The following is a 16,826-nucleotide window of genomic DNA, read 5'->3' on the forward strand; positions in this document are numbered from 1 at the left end:
TATAAGAAAATAACTGTTTAATTGAGGTATTTTAATGCGTTTAGTGCTAGCAGCTCTATGTACAAGTCTACTTTTTGGATGTGTCACCACAGCGCCATTAGCGCCAAAGTTAGATGTACCTAAGAAGCCACTACTAAAAAAGTCTGTTTATCAAATCAGCTATAGTACCGAACTTAATTCCGCACGAATTAAATCAGTGCAATTGCCCGCTCACCCACTTGCTCAAGGTGACACAGTCTACATCAATGCCGATAAGGTCAGTTTGACTGATACACTGAGAAAGCAGATTGTTGCTTTACTTGAGAAAAAAGGCCTGAAAGTTGTTGCAGCTAAAAACGCAAACTACACGCTAACAATTCATCAACTTGATTTGGAATTTGCAGCTAATAAAACGTACGCACTGGATAGGCCAAGAAATCCACATCCACATATTGCTGAACTGGCTCAAAATTCGCCAGCATTTCAATGTACTAATATTGTGGCTTCTGTCAGTATGCGTTTGGCACACCAAGCATCATCCGATGTTGTCTGGTTTGCTAAATCTTCAGTAGATAGCGCGGGCTTCCAAGGTATCCCTTTACAATTCACCTTTACCGAGGTGGAGAAAATAGAGAATGAACACGATGTACTGTCGTTTATCGTCGCCCAAAATACCGACGAAGCACGCCGTCAACGTGGCCAGAAGCCTGTTGATATTCCTCCTTACAAGGTAACTAAAACGGTTTCACCGCTTGAGAAAACCGCTGGTGCATGTACCCAAACGGAAGTGTCAGCGTTAACAGCTGATATGCAAAAACACTTGGCCGAGAGTCTAATTGAGAAACTAAACGTTAAGTAGCATAAGTACTCGCCAGTTTGACAAAGGTTAACTGCAAGCTGGCGCTACACTTATTTACAGACAATAACGCTTTTAGGATTATACTCGACGCAGAAAAATAAAAAGTTCGGAGTAAAGACATGGAGCAATACGGCACAATCTTATTGGTTGAAGATGATACTTCATTGGCGCAATGGGTCGCTGAATATCTTGATAACCAAGGCTATAAAACACATTGCTGCTATCGCGGTGATGAAGTTATTGAACGTGTTAAGTCACTAGACCCCGACCTTGTTTTACTTGATCTTATGCTTCCAGGTAAGGACGGTATCAGCGTATGCCGCGACTTACGTCAGTTTTATAACAAGCCTGTTATTATGCTCACTGCCAAAGATGAAGAAATGGATGAAGTCATCGGTTTGGAAGTTGGTGCTAGCGATTACGTTATCAAGCCCGTTCGTCCTCGTGCCTTACTCGCTCGGATCAAAGCAAATGTGCGCGCTGCACAAGAAAAACCCCAAGATCATCACGCAGCCAATCACGAACTCGTAGTTGGACAGCTATGCATCGACACTCAAGCTCGCAAAGTCAGTGTTACTGGCCAAGAAGTCATCGTTTCTAGTGCTGAATATCTACTACTACAATTTTTAGCCAGTCACGCTGGTGAAGTTGTCTCTCGCGATGCGGTATTTAAAGCGACAAAAGGAAGAGAGTATGACGGCCTCGACAGAAGCGTTGATGTGCTCATTTCTGCCTTGCGTAAAAAGTTTAATGATGATCCTCAAAACCCAGAAAAAATTAAAACGGTGTGGGGTAAAGGATATCTACTCGTACCATCAGCTTGGTAATGAAGGTCGCAAGCTAATATCGTGAAGAAACTCTACATCTACTTACTCGCTGGTGCATTGATTTCGATCTTTGCACTGGGTTGGGTGATCGACACCTATAATCAGCAAACCGCTCCTTTAGAAGATAGTTTTGAGTGGCAGAGCAAACTAATTACCGGCCTTGCGAAACAAGTTGCAAATATTGAGCAGGAAGAGCGCGAAAATGCAACGGCTTTAATTGCTCAACAATTCGACATCAACATTCGTTATAAAGATGGCGATACTTTAGCCATGCCGCTCGAATTAAAACAACAGATGTTACTACCTGATGGGTTAGTGATAGAAAACGAGAATGTATATCTGCTAAAAACAACCCCTGAAATGGCGCCTGATTACGTTGAACTTGAATGGGAGCCTCAGGTTGAACAGGCAGATTACGACGTATTGCTGACGTTATTTTTCTACGGTGGCATTTGCGCAATATTATGGTTTATTCTTTCTCCGTTAGTTAAACGCTTGATCGTTCTCAATACTGCAGCAAAACACTTTGCCAGTGGTAATCTAAGCGCGCGCATCGCCCCAAATCATTTCACTTATATCCGTGACTTAGAAAATACCTTTAATCGAATGGCAAGCCAAATAGAGAAGTTGATGGCTGAGAATAAGCTAATGGCCTCCAGTCTTTCTCATGACATCCGGACACCTGTTGCGTGCTTAAGATTTGGCCTAGATGCAGCATTAGATGAAAGTGACATCGATGCCATTCGCGATTATTTAGCGCGCATGGAAAAAGATCTAGATCAAATGGAAGATATGCTCTCGAGCTACCTATCTTTTGCGACGCTTGAACAAAAGTCTCATTTACTAAAACATGAAGTAACGACCCTATCTCGCTATGGTCAAGATCTGATGCAGCAAATGCAACCAAAGCTGCAAAATAACCAGCTGTCTGGTCGGGTAGAAATTCCGGAACACTTAATGATCCATGGTGACTTGCATTGGCTTGCAAGAGCGATAAGTAATTTGATCAGCAATGCCTGTGATTTTGCCACTGCCAGTGTATTATTAAGTGCACACCGCACTGAGCATTGGCTCATTATTACAGTTGAAGACGATGGCCCTGGGATCGCGAGACAAAATTGGGATAAAGTCTTTAGTCCTTTCTTTCAAGAGCAAACTCACCGTAACCGTGCAGGTAAAAGCTATGGCTTAGGCCTTGCAATCGTTGCAAAAGTCATGGATTGGCATCATGGTACAGCCACCGTTAGCCAGTCAGAACGATTAGGTGGCGCAAAATTTGTGCTTTCGCTACCCTGTAAAGAAAAATAATTATTGTAAATAAGTCGCTACACGTCGACTTATCTCATATAGAAATAATCGTGAAAACATTAGCTTATAAGCTAAGCTTTGCTTTTTGAGTGCAACAACTTAATTACGGCTAAATATCAGGCTAAAACTTGCGCTAAATCAAGGTAATTTACTCTTTTTATTTCTTTTTAATTACAGTAGATTGTCAGCGCCGTTAGAAATTTTTAGAGAAGTATAATAATTATGAGCAATGTCCGAGGAGAGTTCAGCTCTCGCTTTGGTTTTATTATGGCCGCCGCAGGGTCGGCGGTAGGTTTGGGAAACATTTGGGGGTTTCCAACACAAACGGCATCCAATGGTGGTGCTGCGTTTGTTTTAGTTTATCTGGTTTTGGCTTTTTGTCTTGCTTATCCAGCACTAATGGCAGAACTCGTCATTGGTCGTCACGGCCAAGCAAATGCCGTATCTTCACTGCGCAAACTAACAAATACAGCATGGCAAAGTAAGCTTGCTTTTGTTGTCGGATTCGGCGGCATAATTTGTGCGGGTCTCATTTTAAGTTTCTATGCAATCGTGGCTGGGTGGATGTTTAGCGCAACACTTGAACCCATCGCGGAAGTTGCATCAATGACTCAAGCGCAATCTTGGCTTGCTGATTCGTCTATGTCGCGCAACATCGTCTTTACAGCGGCCTTTATTGCACTCACCGTGCTTATAATTAGTAAAGGCGTAGAAAACGGCATTGAGAAGTGGTCAAAACGTTTGATGCCTGCTCTTATCGGTATTTTATTCTCGTTAATTGCGTATGTATTAACCCAAGAAGGTGCCGTTGAAGGTCTTAAGGTGTACCTTGTTCCTGACTTTTCTTCTGTGCTTAATCCACAGTTGCTCGTTGATGCCCTAGGACAAGCATTTTTCTCGCTTTCACTTGGTACCAGCGTGATGATCATTTACGGCTCATACATTAGTAAAAAAGAGAATTTAGTTTCACTTGGTGCCATGGTTACCTTAATCGACGTCTTTATCGCATTCGTTGCTGGCTTACTTATCATTCCCGCCATGTATGTCGCACAAGCGCAAGGCGTAGAGATTTTTGCGGCTGACGGCTCACTACTAAACGAAGACACCTTAGTGTTTCAAGTATTGCCAGCATTGTTTGATAGCATGGGTAGTATTGGCCTTTTAGTAAGCTTCGCTTTCTTTGCTCTGATGAGTATTGCCGCACTCACCTCGTCTATTTCGATGCTAGAAGCGCCCGTCTCCTATGCTGTTGAACGTTTTGCACTGGGCAGAGTGCAGGCCACCTGGATCATCGGTACCTTGGTAACAGCCGTAAGCTTCACCATTTTGGTAAACATCGAAACCCTGTTCGGCTTTACTGTTAGCCTGACAACAAAGTTTGGTCAGCCACTACTTGGCATGCTGTGCTGTGTATTTGTCGGTTGGATTTGGCACAGAGCAAAACTGCTTAAAGAAATTGAATCAGGATGCCCGGAAGTTGGTAGTAGTTTCTTCTGGAAAGTATAGCCTTGGTACATCCGCTTTGTTTGTCCAATTGCCATTGCTGCGGTATTTTTAAACTCACTATAATTTCGCTCATAAAAAGAGGCTACGCATAGCCTCTTTTACTTTTTCACAAATAACATATCCTGATGCAGGATCCCATCTTCTAGATAATCTTCACCTTGCTTCACAAAGCCGAGCCCCGTATAAAACTTATCTAAATAACACTGCGCAGAGATAACTAAAGCCTCATGGGTAATATCCGTTTCACAACAAGCAATCGCGCGATGCATAAGGTTATGTGCAATGCCCTGCCCTCGCAGCATTGACGAAACGATAACACGGCCAATGGATGCAGTAGTTGCGGATTTTCTATAACAACGTGCATACGCTAAAATTTGTTCATCTTTAACTAAAAATAGGTGTCGAGTTTCAGGCGCCCTATCGGTATCATCAATTTCTGGATAGGGACATGCTTGTTCCACAACGAATACCTCTACCCTTAGCTTTAAAATCTCAAAAAGCTCATCTTTAGTGAGCGCATCATAACTTTTAATTTGCCAATTCATATTCTTCTCTGTCATACCAAATAGCTTTATTAAGACTAATTGGTATCCTTTATGCCTGAAACAAAAACGCCCAGACAAAGCTGGGCGTTTGAGAGTAAATTAAGTGATTATGAGAACAGCCGCTCCAACTGATCGCACAATTGAGAGATATTGACGTGATCGTGCTCAATTGTTAGATCGACGTAACCATCCCCTCTAAACGCTCTGTCCAACTCTATCAGTACATGAGTTCGATGCGCTTCAGGTACAAACGAAAGCTCAACTTCTTGTAGTCCAAATAATGCACGTGAGTTTGGTCGGTATTCTAGTTCTTGGTAACAACCAGAAACAGACTGAAACTCAGATGCTCGTAAATAGCCCTTTTCTACATCCGCTTTCACTAAATGGAAGCCTAAACGCTCCATCGCTGTCATACATGCTTTCACAGCTTCATTTGGATAAATATGTAAAGCATCTTTGTCTGACGGATCGATTGCCAAATCAATGTCTAAACCAGTTTCAATCCAAACATGACAACGGTTGAAGCCCGCATTGATTTCTGTGATTGGTGTTTCTGAATGAAGTCGAGCTTCAAAAGGAATAACTTTTTCTTCGCCTGGGCCTATCGTGAAATTATTACCTACACGCCAACGGTCAATAACATGATTACTAAAATATTCTCCGTCTTCCCCTTCAACCTTAACTCTTGTCATTAGCGCAAGCTCTAAACCTGTTACTTCTTGGCTAACGTCACCGCCTTTTATTACAATTTGCGCTTGAAATTTCTGTCCCGGGTGCAAATGCTCTGTTTCCAATACAGTGTCTACTTTTGCCGCACCGATACCGACAGATGCTAGGATCTTCTTAAACATTACGTCTCCTGTCCGGTATGTCCTTACCTGCATCATAACCATATTTTTTCCAACTTGTCAGCGAAAATTTATAATTTATATATCAGGAGGTTTTGGTACACTGCTCATATCTTGGATAAAAATTTAAAGTTATGGAACTGCTCTATTTTGCTGTCGCATTTGCATGCGGATTTTCTGTTTATCAATTAAAGCTTCCTCCTTTGATTGGTTTTTTGATGGCAGGCTTTGTCTTAAACCTACTTGGCCATAAAACCACGGACTTACTTACCCAACTGGCAGATCTTGGTGTAACACTGCTGCTTTTCAGCATCGGCTTAAAATTGCGAGTTGGTAACTTGATAAAGCCTCAGGTTTGGGCACCTGCGAGTATGCACATCATTACCAGTACGGCGTTTTTCGCTAGCCTGTTGTTGATGCTAGGGGCGATGAGCCTACCTTTATTTACCGACCTAGACTGGCAAAGCGCTTTACTGGTTGGTTTTGCATTTAGCTTTTCCAGTACCGTTTTTGCGGTAAAAGTGCTGGAAGAACGCGGTGAAATGGCAAGTCTTCACGGTAAAATCTCAATCGGTATTTTGGTTATGCAAGATATCTTTGCGGTTATCTTTCTCGCCGTCAGTACAGGCAAAGTACCCAATATTTGGGCACTGGCACTGCTTGTAGTGCTACCGCTTGTACGTCCAGTTATGTTTTGGGTATTAAGCCGTTCAAAGCATGGTGAGTTACTCCCTCTTTTTGGCTTCTTCTTTGCGTTAGTCGCAGGTTATCATGCCTTTGAATTTGCGGGTCTCAAAGGTGATCTCGGTGCGCTGATCATGGGTATGATTTTTGCCCCACATAAAAAAGCCGGTGAGTTATCAAAATCACTACTGAATGTGAAAGACATCTTGCTTGTTGGGTTTTTCTTGAATATTGGTTTGAATGCCACGATTACACTGGACACGCTTTTAATAGCAATTCTACTGGTAATTGTTCTACCGATTAAAGTCTCTCTTTATTATCTCTTCACCAATATGTTCAAATTGCGTGCTCGTACACCACTATTGAGCGCTTTTACACTCACTAACTATAGCGAGTTTGGTCTTATTGTCTGTGCCGTTGCATCTGCTTCTGGTGCGGTTGCTCCTGACTGGTTAGCGGTCGTGGCTATTGCTGTTTCTATTACTTTTGTGATTGCGTCTCCGCTAAACAAACGCTCGAACGAAATCTACGTTAAATTAGAGCCTTGGTTATTAAAGTTCGAGAGCCAAGACCGCTTAGAAGAAGAACTACCCGTAAACCTGACCGATACAAAAATCGTAATATTTGGCATGGGAAGAATTGGAACCGGTGCTTATGAAACAATACAAGCCAGTTTCCCTGATACCGTTGCAGGTGTAGATATTAAACCTGAGGTGGTTGAAAAACATGTTTCCAGAGGCCGCAGAGTATTGACCGCCGACGCAACCGATCCTGACTTTTGGCAACGTGTAAATCATTCTGAAGTAGAAATGGTAATGCTCGCAATGCCAAAGCATATGCAAAACATTTACGCACTAGAGCAGCTCAAAGCATCGGGTTATAACGGCCAAGTTACCGCCATTGCGAACTACCCTGATCAACAGAAGGAATTAGAAGAAATGGGCGTGAATTCTACCTATAACTTCTACCTTGAAGCAGGTAGTGGTTTTGCAGAACACGTAAAAGAGAAATTATTTACTTAAATTAGATATTGGTTCTCAGTATCATAATTGGTACTGAGAACTATTTTCATATTCAGATCATTGCGTTACGTCTAGACGTCTATTTTTATTGTTTCATTCCTCTCATTATTCGATTTACAAAGCTTTACATCCAAGATGGTAATTTGCCCCCACTTCAGAGTAAACTGATCACATCGGACATGGCGTAAGTATCTATTTTATGAACATAAATTGATACCGAATGCCCTTTGAACATCGTGTCACTGGATTGTGAACAAGCTATACCTTTGGGGGTTTTATGATTAAGAATAAATCTAATGGTCAATTTTCTGCAGTAGTGGATGACGTCAAGGCTGCGCCTTTTTCAGACCTCCAAGAAAGACTAGACGCAATTCAGGACAGCGGTATGACAGCGCTGGCAATTCGCAATATCCTCTTTCATAAAATGCTCGATATGCATGCGGTACCAAACGATCATTATTTAAGAGATGAAGAAACTCCGAGCCGTTTAGACGATCCAAAACTAATTGAGAAGTTAAATGAGCTAGGCTTTTTCCGCAGCAAGCCTTCATCGCAACTACACTAGTAAAGATTTAGGGAGCCTACTCTCCCACATAGGCTGACAATGCCCGTCGTCAGCCTATTTTCCTCTTCCGAGCACAAGCTTTCACCTCTTTCACAAGCATCCTAATAAAGTAATAAATAGCGTAAGCTATTACGGTGATTAGCAACACCAATTTTTCCCTGCAAAGAAGTGGAGCTGAGTAACCGAGATCAGTCACCCTGCGAAGATTTTAGTGGCGGGTTATTTTTCTTTTTCGGTAATAACGTTTTCCAAGCCTGCTTGAATGGCTTCAAGTAAATTGCGGTCAGTGAATCATGCCCTGCATCATATTGCCCAACTCCAATGGTAATTTTACCCGCACTCGAGGCCTTAATAAGCGAACCATACATACGGTCCCAAATGGCTAGTGCTGAACCTAAGTTGGTATCAAAATGGATTGGATTGCTACTGTGATGCACTTGGTGTTGTGCAGGACTAATAAACCAATTCTCTAGCCTATTACCCCAACTCAGCCATATATGTGAATGCCTTAAATTAGCCCCAAAGATATTAAATAAAAAGACAAACGCATTCGCACCAAGAATATCGTACATACTCAAGCTGCTGCCAAATACGTAATACCCTATTCCAACTACAATTCCTTGAGTTAATGCCATACGACAGGCGTACAGGTAGCTTTCAACGGGATGTGAGCGATAAATGGTAAAGGGAGTCAGGACTTTTGCAGAATGGTGCACCTTGTGAAACTCCCAAAAGAATGGGATTTTATGTAGGATCAGGTGCAGCAAGAACCGAGTGAAGTCATCGACTATAAATAAAAATAACGTAAATAGTCCAATCACCAGCCATTCTGGCGCTTCAAGATGTAAAGCTGGACCAAAAAGCGCTTCAAGCCCACCGGATAACCCTAGCGCCACCGGTACCATAGTCAACACGATAGGCGTGAACGTCGCCGCCTTTATCAATCGATTTGTGACCAATAAACAGTAATCGAGCTTGGCGCTTTTGCACCACCACACTTGCTTGGGAAACAGAAACTTTAAAAAACCTTTACCAGAGCGCGCTTTTTCTGTGGCGATATAAACAGGAACAGCCATCAAAATGGCACTAAACAAGTATGGCAAATACACTCTTTTATTGGCATCGAACAAGTAGCCTGGGAGTTCAGTAATGCTTTGCCATAATTGCTCTAACATAGTCATTTCCATCAAAAAGAAATAATGAGTTCATATATTTTTGGAATAGCTCCATAGGCCTTACGACAGGCGCCATGAAGCTGCGGCCCTTATTTTAAGAGCCGCATAGACAATCAATTAAAACTGGTATTTATAGCCTAAACTAAATTGTCTTGGTTTGCCTGGGCGCGCGCCATACGGGCGGCGACTGACAATTTCTGCTTCATCGAACAAGTTATCGATTTTAGCATAAACTTGACCATACTGACCTAGCTCGTAACTTGCGGATACATCAACGATGGTTGTGCTAGGCACCTTGGCACCTTCAAGTACAAGCTCAAAGTCTTCAGTGCTTCTGCCAGCAGCTTCGTTCATCTCACTGATGTATTTGATGGCTACGTTAACTTTCCAGTCATTTGCTGCGAGGCCAATGTTAAAAGTGGCTTGATGAGATGGTAAATACGGAAGCTCATCACCATTTTTAATATAACCCCATTGTGCGAACGTTGTCGCACGCTCATTCTGGAATTCACCTTTCGTATAGGTGTAGGTGAGACTATAAGGGATATCCAATTGAAGGCTCAAAGGGTAACGTTGTGCAAACTGCATTTCGAGACCGTAAACATCCACCTCACCACCACTGAATTGCTGGTCTTGTTGGTCATTAACACCACAATTAGACTGACCACAGCTTTCGTTCAGATTCTCATAATCGTTGAAAAAGCTCACAATCTCAAACTGAGTCACACCATCATTAAAGCGCCCACCAAATTCGTAGTTAACGCTCTTCTCAAGCTCTATATCCGGATCTTGTTGTGGTGAAGAAGGCACAAAACCTTGGTGCACACCAAATAAAAGACCGGCATCATCAGAAAGCTGATAGAAACCACTTAGGCTAGGTAGCCAAATACGGGTGGTTTTATCAATCCAAACATCGGCATCTTTATTATCTTGGTAAGACATGTCCATCAGCTCGCCACGAAGGCCAAGGCCTAGTGTCAACGCATCAAGTTGTACTTTATCTTCTAGATATACCGACCACGCTTTGGTATTTTCAGTATTCAGTGATATAAACTGCTTTGACCCCTCAAGCAACACAGGTGAACCACCTTCCATTGCATACGCTTGCTCAAAATGTTTGCGCTCAATTTCATCTTCGTGGAAACGCACGCCAACAGCAATATCATGGGTTAAGTTAAACAGACTAAAGCTCGTATTGGCATCGACTTGAAGACCTTGAGAGAAATACTCACGGTCATTAGTCCCCATATTCAAAAAGATATTTGAACCTGCAACGACAGAGTCCCTTGCCCCAGTGATCACACCGTACTCATTTGCAAAAGTCTCTGGGTTTGCCATGATTTTTGAAAGAGATGGTCCACTTTTGCTACCCACACTATTGAGCTTAAGCCAAGCTCGCTCATAGTCATTACGGTACAGTCTTGTTGTAACGTTAAAGTCTTTGCCATCAAGCACATGGGATAACATTACCTGAGTATGCTTGGTATCCATCTCTGCCGGCTGAGACGCTGCGTATCGACGATACGGGTTTTCAGCAAAATCTGCCTCCGTTAAACCAAGGTAGGTTTCGTCAGACAACTCGTCGGCGTAGCTGAGTTTTAAGCCAAAGGTATGATTTAGATCACCTTGTGAAAGTTTATAATTAAACTTGGCTAAGATATCGTTCTTCTCAAACCCCGTATCACCACCGCCATCAAGCTCTTTAAAACCATCGGCTTGTAGATTAACCGCTTCGAATAAGAAGCCGACATTATTTACGACTGAACCGTAGTAGCCGTGCGCTTTGGAATAACCATCGCTGCCAGCCGCAACATCAATACCGCCTTCTGTAAATTCTGGCACTTGGCGAGTCACCAAGTTAAGCGCACCAGCAACGGTTTGCGGGCCATGCTTGATAGCCGCAGGTCCTTTAAACACTTCAACTGCAGTCATACGAGTCGTAACCGGGAAATAATAAGCAGCTGGCGCAGAATAAGGAGCCGGACCGATGAGCACGCCGTCTTCCATTATGGTGATTTTCTTGCTTCGCTCAGGTGTTACACCACGAAAACCGATGTTTGGTCGCAGGCCATAACCATCTTCTTCACGAATATTAACGCCAGGCACATTGGAAAGAATACGGTGAATATCATCGTATTCGTATTCTGCCAACTGCGCTTCTGACAACAACGTTGCAGAGCCAGCTTCTTTTCGCAATTTATCGTGGTGGCTGATAATAGAGATATGCTCAATATCTTGATTGTCATCCGCAGCTTGCGCTTGAGGTAGTGCAAAGATTACCGCTACCGTTAATAAAGATTTCTTCATGTTCATGCGCTTAGTCATTGTCACCTGCCGAAGTTTGTGGAAGTTCTAGGGCGAGCTTTTCGATAAACTCGGTCTTTAAATCATCCGTCACTTTTTTAACGTCTGTATGTGTTTGCGTCACTTGCTCTGTAGACCCTGCAAGCTCAGCTTTAAGGCTCGCATTCATCGCAAGCAGTGTAGCTTCTGCATCCGCTAGTCCTGCAAGCATGCGCTCTTTTACATCACTACCATTCTCAGCATCTAAAAAGTCGTCAAAGCCCAATGTATTCTCAGCATCTTGGCCATTACCGGTGAAGATGTTTCTAAATGCTCTGATGTTAGCAAGTAAATTCTCTTTCGAATGTTCTGCAATTGGCGATTCCACCGCTTTAGGGCAAGCCTCTAAACCACACGCATTCGGAAAACCTAGGCCTAACGGCGTCGCTATTTTGCCGTCTTTTAACTCTTCGGTCATGTAAAATAGCGCCTTTGATATTTCATTGAGCGCTAAGTGGGGCGTGTCAAACGGCGAGCCTGGTTGTCCTGCATTAACAAGTTTAGCTGCGTAGCCATTTTCTCCAGTCCACTGAGACAGGAGTATGTTACTCTGTGCTTCAATGTCTTTAGCCACTTCCGTCGCAAACTCACAACGCGCAACCGCTCTTTCCTGAGTTGAACGGCTATTCCATGGTGCCAAAGCATCATTCACTGACGAACAGTTGTGGTCAAGATTGGCATTGAATAGAAGGTGCTCTAAGGCAGTTAAGCCTTTACGGTTTGCAGTACGCTCAGAGATATTATAGGGATTGCTAGCATTACCGTTAATAACGCCATCCTCAAAATACACTACATCCAAGTCGATATCACATAACGAGCCTGTAGCGGGCCAAACATAAATATTATTTTTAAGCTCTTTACTATTGGCAATAAGTGGACCCATTTGCATCAATTCAACATACTGCCACCCAACCATAGCGTTGCGCCAACTTTGTTGAGCATTTTGCTTTAACCCGGCGGTATTTTCAGCCAGTACTTTTTCAGCACTACAATAACTCGCAACTTCAAGTTGTTGTGTTACAGCGAGTTCATTGAATTGCTCAATTGCAGGGGTAAGCACATTATTCACAAGGTTACTTACCAAGGCTGCTTCATCAAATTGCGTGGGTAAAGTTGGATTATCCGTTCCAGAGTTATTATCCTTCACTCCAGGACCTTGGCTACTTGAAGTACTTTCACCACAACCCGACAATACCAAAGCCACAGCGACGGCAGCGGCAGCGGCACTTAAACGTTTAGATACTCTCATTTGTATTCTCTATTATCTATATACAACAAAAGGTTAGCAGAATTAACGGCTAACCTTTTAACGTTATAAACGAAAATTTAGATTACCAGTTGGCAACATTATCAGCATCGAAATCATATGCAGTTGCAATGATTTCTCGCGCTTCCAATAAAGCAGTCTTATAAGCTTCCACTTTATCTGCCGCGAATTCAGGCTTATCACCCATTAATTCATGGATTTTAACAAAGTCTGCATCTGTAACAGGAGAAAACGGATTAAACTGGAAGTTTAATGCGAAGCCTTTCATTTCAGACCAGTGCTTTGCTACTGCATAGAATTGATCAGCATCAAAATCACCTGATGCGATATCGTCTAAATCACCATCATCATTTGAGATTGTATCATTGATATAATGCACAACGGTTGCAGCGATAGACTTTTCCCATGCTAACAACGCTTGATTACGCAATGTCTCTAAACGCGCTTTATCCTCGTCTGACCACTGCGCAACATTAGTACCAACATTAGCGTTGATAAGTTTACGCGCTTCAATAAACGCTAATTGTGCTTCAGCGCTGAAGTCCGTTGGGTTAGCGTTAGATTTAGTGCCACGGTCACGCTTTGCTGCATTTGTTGAGTTACCAAAGTTAAATTCAGATAGTAGATCGATTTTGCCATCATTATCCAAATCATGATAACCATTTGCATACGCTTCACGGCCACCTTTAGCTGAAAGTTCATCATCTGTATAGTCTAGATAATCAACAGCCGCACCGAAATAGCCATAGCCTTCATCAAACTTGTGTTCAAGTTCTGTGTAGCTTTTGCCATCCGCTAATGTCGCGTTATCAGCTGACTTTTCACCAATGAGTAAATCATCTAGATAATCGTCCGCACCTTGAGAAAGCGACACTGCACCATTTAAATGTTTTTGCATTAACTGGGCAAGATCAAGGCCTTCCGGTGTTACGTAGAGTTTGTTCAGCGTGATAGCTGTGCCATTATGCTCTGCTTTGATTGTTGAGCCATTTTCAAACTGCTGAAGTTGCGCTTGTAGCAGGTCTAAATAGTGTAGGGCTAAACCTTCAGGTGTTTTTGGCTGTGTACCAAGGTTAACCCAACCAGCCATGACACCATCCTCTTCCCATGCTTTATGCATGTTAGAAGTGTCACGCCCTGCAATTTTACCACCTTCGCCAGCGACGTTTTTCAGTGAGCTTGAAATTTGCCCTAGTGTGGTTTGTGCAGCGTTTGCGGCAACAGCGAAATCAAGTGTTTCGTCCAACACCACTGTATCTGTAGGCATCAAGAAGGTTTTGATCTCAGTGATTGCCGCTTCAGCTGTTTTTTGCTCCGCCGCATTACCCACAGTTTCATTATTAAGCTTACCCATTAGGCTCTTAATATGCACCATAGCTGCGTGACGTGCGATTTGGCCAGAATAAGAAACTGAAGACTCACCTTGGGCGTTATCAAAAGCATAGCGGTTTACACCCGCTTTGTTTTCTTCAGCAATTTGTTGAACAGCAATTTCAGCTTCAACTTCTGTTTTTTCGCCTTTGCTATCAGTTGCCGTGATAGTTACCGATACTTTACCGCCTTCAACCTGTTCGAAGTTTAGTGCGTTTGCAGCTTTGAGCTTAACCGCACCGTCGACAATTTCAAAACGGTTGTCAGAGATGGTGAGTGTTAATGCACTTACTTCATCGTTGTCGTCAGCAAAAGTAATATTTGCAACAGCAGCACCAAGTGTATCTTCAGATACTGATGCACTGTCTACAGTAATAGTAGGTGCAGCATTGGTGGCTGGAGGTGGTGTTGTGTTGTTATCATCGTTGTCATTTGAGTTGCTGCTAGAGCCACCACATGCGGTAAGGCCTAAAGTTGCAGCGAGAATAGCAGTCGTTAACAGAGACTTTTTAAGTGCCATTGAATTGTTCCTTTGAGACTAATTATGTTTATATTTTCATAACTAGGCGTAAAGTATACACACACCTAAATAGCAATCAATATTATTTGCATTGTATAAATAACAATTTTTAAAAAATGCTACGTAACAGCTAACTACTCTGGAGCTATTAGGCGTCAGAAACAATATAAATACTCCATACAAAACAAAGGGATAAAACCATAAATATGGCATTATCCCTTTGTATCAGAAACCTGTTTCACAAATTTCTCCGAATTGAGCATTCGAAAAATTCGAAGTATCTTTGCGTTAAATCAAATTGTTACTTTTTAGTTCCAAACATCGGTAACAAATAAGTAACCTTGACGCCAAATCGTTTTGATCTTCTCTGGTCGACTTGGATTATCGTGTAGCTTTTTACGCAAGCGAGAGATTCGGACGTCTATTGTTCGCGTATCTGGGCGATAGTATTTGCCAAGGATCTGCTCGTATACAAAGTCACGCTTCACTACTTTGCCGCCATTGCTCGCAAGTAACCATAGCAACTCAAACTCATGGGTTGTGAGGTCAATGCGCTCCTGCCCATAACTCACTCGTCTGGTGTTTTTGTCGATATGCAACTGGCCAAAGGTTAATTGCTCTGGCTCATCGTCAAACTGCGAGTTTGCAGCTTGCCTTCTTAACACTGCATCGAGTCGAGCTCGCCATAATCTAGGCTTTGCGTCTTTGGAAATAACTTCGTCAGCACCGAGCTCTAAAAACAGGCTGTGAACATCCTCGTCATCGCTGTCAAGACTGACGATCACAGGGGCTTTGAATCTTTGTCTAAATTGGCTGATTGAATCGCAGGTTGGTACGGATGCGATAGCTTGATCAAGCACGATACCGTTAATAGACTTCCCTGAAAAACCATTCAATTGACCTAATTCCCTCAACAACTCAACAGTATAGCCTTGCTCTTCAAGCATTTTTTGTTGTGATGTCAATATATTGTTATTGCTTTGTGCAACCAAGATAGTGGACACGGACGCACCTCATTCATTCAACATGGATGAACACAGTGTAGTCACGCAACCTGAATGGATGCTTTACAGCGTAAATAATCCTTTTGCCGTATCCCAAAGAGCTTTAACAACTGGGTCATATAACCGTTTATTCTTAGTTACAAGTCCAATTTCAATTTCATCCGATCTAAGCTGCAAAAGCTGAACTTGATTCTTAAATGGACTTTGACTAATTACTATCTCGGGGACACACGCAATACCAAACCCTAAACTCGCGAGCGCAACCATAGCTTCATGACCCGAAACATGCGCATAAACTTTAGGAACAAAATTGTGTTTTTTGCAAAAGTTATCGATTCGATCTTTTAACACGCCTTGCTCTGGCATAATAAAAGACAGCCTCTGCCACGGCATTTCACTATGACTATATTCATCAATAATAGACTTAAGCGGACAGTCCATCGTTGGGCCAATAAACACCAATCTCGAACGGCCGATTGGCAAGTACTCTATACCGTTTGGTAGATGTTTTGGCTTCACTGCTACCGCGACATCTTCTTTACCACTGGCAACTTCTGCTATTGAATGCGCGGGGTCGCCGGTAATAAGATTTAACTCTACTTGCGGGTACAGATGGCGAAACTTGGAAAAAAGATCATAAATAAAACTGTAAGTCGCGGTCACTGAACAAAATAAACTCAACTCACCAGTCAAAGGCTTATCATCATCAACGCATTCGCTCTTAAACTGCCGCCAGCTTGCTAATGTCGCTTGCGCGTAATGAACAAACGCTTTGCCTTGTTGCGTCAGCTCAACGGTGCGATTATCTCGTAGAAATAAAGCTGCGCCGACTTCCTCTTCTAACTGTTTGATTTGACGACTTAATGTCGGAGGGCTAACAAAACAGCGCTCACTCGCTCGGGAAAAATGCAGCGTATCTGCAAGTGCCAAAAAATATTTTAGTTGTTTGTGATTCATAGTATTTCACCTTTTGAAACACTATAGTTCAAATATATCATTTTAC

Annotated in this window: 13 protein-coding genes and 1 pseudogene; 6 read left to right on the plus strand and 8 right to left on the minus strand. The window is 42.6% G+C overall.

The features are described from left to right. The first annotated feature begins 34 nt into the window (after window positions 1–34). The 4 genes and pseudogenes from PPIS_RS07175 (at window position 35) to PPIS_RS07190 (ending at window position 4,542) form a co-directional block, all read left to right on the plus strand. Window positions 35–838 carry a hypothetical protein gene (locus PPIS_RS07175; protein WP_010373851.1) on the plus strand — a complete coding sequence of 268 codons (804 nt, stop codon included), beginning with the start codon at window positions 35–37 and terminating at the stop codon, window positions 836–838. Window positions 839–957: 119 nt separating this feature from the next. After that, window positions 958–1,665, plus strand: a complete 708-nt coding sequence (locus PPIS_RS07180) for a response regulator (protein ID WP_010373849.1) — start codon at window positions 958–960, stop codon at window positions 1,663–1,665. 21 nt (window positions 1,666–1,686) lie between these two features. Next, window positions 1,687–2,973, plus strand: a complete 1,287-nt coding sequence (locus tag PPIS_RS07185) for a sensor histidine kinase (protein ID WP_010373847.1) — start codon at window positions 1,687–1,689, stop codon at window positions 2,971–2,973. A 222-nt stretch (window positions 2,974–3,195) separates the two neighbouring features. Beyond that, window positions 3,196–4,542, plus strand: a pseudogene (locus tag PPIS_RS07190) (sodium-dependent transporter). Between the two features lie 35 nt (window positions 4,543–4,577). On the opposite strand, the gene PPIS_RS07195 reads toward PPIS_RS07190, so the two are convergent. Both PPIS_RS07195 and PPIS_RS07200 read right to left on the minus strand, forming a co-directional pair. Then, window positions 4,578–5,024: a GNAT family N-acetyltransferase gene (locus PPIS_RS07195; protein ID WP_010373843.1), complete on the minus strand. Its 447-nt coding sequence runs from the start codon at window positions 5,022–5,024 to the stop codon at window positions 4,578–4,580. Window positions 5,025–5,131: 107 nt separating this feature from the next. Beyond that, window positions 5,132–5,875 carry a sporulation protein gene (locus PPIS_RS07200; protein WP_010373841.1) on the minus strand — a complete coding sequence of 248 codons (744 nt, stop codon included), beginning with the start codon at window positions 5,873–5,875 and terminating at the stop codon, window positions 5,132–5,134. 131 nt (window positions 5,876–6,006) lie between these two features. On the opposite strand from PPIS_RS07200, the gene PPIS_RS07205 reads away from it, so the two are divergent. Next, window positions 6,007–7,578, plus strand: a complete 1,572-nt coding sequence (locus PPIS_RS07205; protein WP_010373839.1) for a cation:proton antiporter family protein — start codon at window positions 6,007–6,009, stop codon at window positions 7,576–7,578. 277 nt (window positions 7,579–7,855) lie between these two features. After that, window positions 7,856–8,143: a hypothetical protein gene (locus tag PPIS_RS07210; RefSeq protein ID WP_010373837.1), complete on the plus strand. Its 288-nt coding sequence runs from the start codon at window positions 7,856–7,858 to the stop codon at window positions 8,141–8,143. A 188-nt stretch (window positions 8,144–8,331) separates the two neighbouring features. On the opposite strand, the gene PPIS_RS07215 is transcribed toward PPIS_RS07210, so the two are convergent. From PPIS_RS07215 to ilvY, 6 genes are all read right to left on the minus strand, one after another. Beyond that, window positions 8,332–9,318 (minus strand): sterol desaturase family protein, encoded by a 987-nt coding sequence (locus PPIS_RS07215; protein WP_010373836.1) that lies wholly within the window; start codon window positions 9,316–9,318, stop codon window positions 8,332–8,334. A 117-nt stretch (window positions 9,319–9,435) separates the two neighbouring features. Next, window positions 9,436–11,643, minus strand: coding sequence for a TonB-dependent receptor family protein (locus PPIS_RS07220; protein WP_010373834.1), 2,208 nt, complete (start codon window positions 11,641–11,643; stop codon window positions 9,436–9,438). Further along, window positions 11,636–12,910 carry an imelysin family protein gene (locus PPIS_RS07225; RefSeq protein ID WP_010373832.1) on the minus strand — a complete coding sequence of 425 codons (1,275 nt, stop codon included), beginning with the start codon at window positions 12,908–12,910 and terminating at the stop codon, window positions 11,636–11,638. Before PPIS_RS07225 ends, PPIS_RS07220 begins: the two co-directional genes overlap by 8 nt. An 82-nt stretch (window positions 12,911–12,992) precedes the next feature. Next, window positions 12,993–14,819, minus strand: a complete 1,827-nt coding sequence (locus PPIS_RS07230) for an Ig-like domain-containing protein (RefSeq protein WP_010373830.1) — start codon at window positions 14,817–14,819, stop codon at window positions 12,993–12,995. 308 nt (window positions 14,820–15,127) lie between these two features. Continuing rightward, on the minus strand, window positions 15,128–15,823 hold the full coding sequence (locus PPIS_RS07235; protein ID WP_010373828.1) for a response regulator transcription factor: 696 nt from the start codon (window positions 15,821–15,823) through the stop codon (window positions 15,128–15,130). Window positions 15,824–15,886: 63 nt separating this feature from the next. Then, a complete protein-coding gene (ilvY, locus tag PPIS_RS07240) occupies window positions 15,887–16,780 on the minus strand; it encodes an HTH-type transcriptional activator IlvY (RefSeq protein ID WP_010373827.1) in 894 nt (297 codons plus the stop codon). Between the last annotated feature and the right edge of the window lie 46 nt (window positions 16,781–16,826).

This window comes from Pseudoalteromonas piscicida, from assembly GCF_000238315.3.
GTDB lineage: Bacteria > Pseudomonadota > Gammaproteobacteria > Enterobacterales > Alteromonadaceae > Pseudoalteromonas > Pseudoalteromonas piscicida.

Excerpts from the sequence above, each read along its gene's own strand:
- PPIS_RS07175 (WP_010373851.1), top strand. The coding sequence starts at position 35 with ATGCGTTTAGTGCTAGCAGCTCTATGTACAAGTCTACTTTTTGGATGT.
- PPIS_RS07180 (WP_010373849.1), top strand. The coding sequence starts at position 958 with ATGGAGCAATACGGCACAATCTTATTGGTTGAAGATGATACTTCATTG.
- PPIS_RS07195 (WP_010373843.1), bottom strand. The coding sequence starts at position 5,024 with ATGAATTGGCAAATTAAAAGTTATGATGCGCTCACTAAAGATGAGCTT.
- PPIS_RS07200 (WP_010373841.1), bottom strand. The coding sequence starts at position 5,875 with ATGTTTAAGAAGATCCTAGCATCTGTCGGTATCGGTGCGGCAAAAGTA.
- PPIS_RS07205 (WP_010373839.1), top strand. The coding sequence starts at position 6,007 with ATGGAACTGCTCTATTTTGCTGTCGCATTTGCATGCGGATTTTCTGTT.
- PPIS_RS07210 (WP_010373837.1), top strand. The coding sequence starts at position 7,856 with ATGATTAAGAATAAATCTAATGGTCAATTTTCTGCAGTAGTGGATGAC.
- PPIS_RS07215 (WP_010373836.1), bottom strand. The coding sequence starts at position 9,318 with ATGTTAGAGCAATTATGGCAAAGCATTACTGAACTCCCAGGCTACTTG.
- PPIS_RS07220 (WP_010373834.1), bottom strand. The coding sequence starts at position 11,643 with ATGACTAAGCGCATGAACATGAAGAAATCTTTATTAACGGTAGCGGTA.
- PPIS_RS07225 (WP_010373832.1), bottom strand. The coding sequence starts at position 12,910 with ATGAGAGTATCTAAACGTTTAAGTGCCGCTGCCGCTGCCGTCGCTGTG.
- PPIS_RS07230 (WP_010373830.1), bottom strand. The coding sequence starts at position 14,819 with ATGGCACTTAAAAAGTCTCTGTTAACGACTGCTATTCTCGCTGCAACT.
- ilvY (WP_010373827.1), bottom strand. The coding sequence starts at position 16,780 with ATGAATCACAAACAACTAAAATATTTTTTGGCACTTGCAGATACGCTG.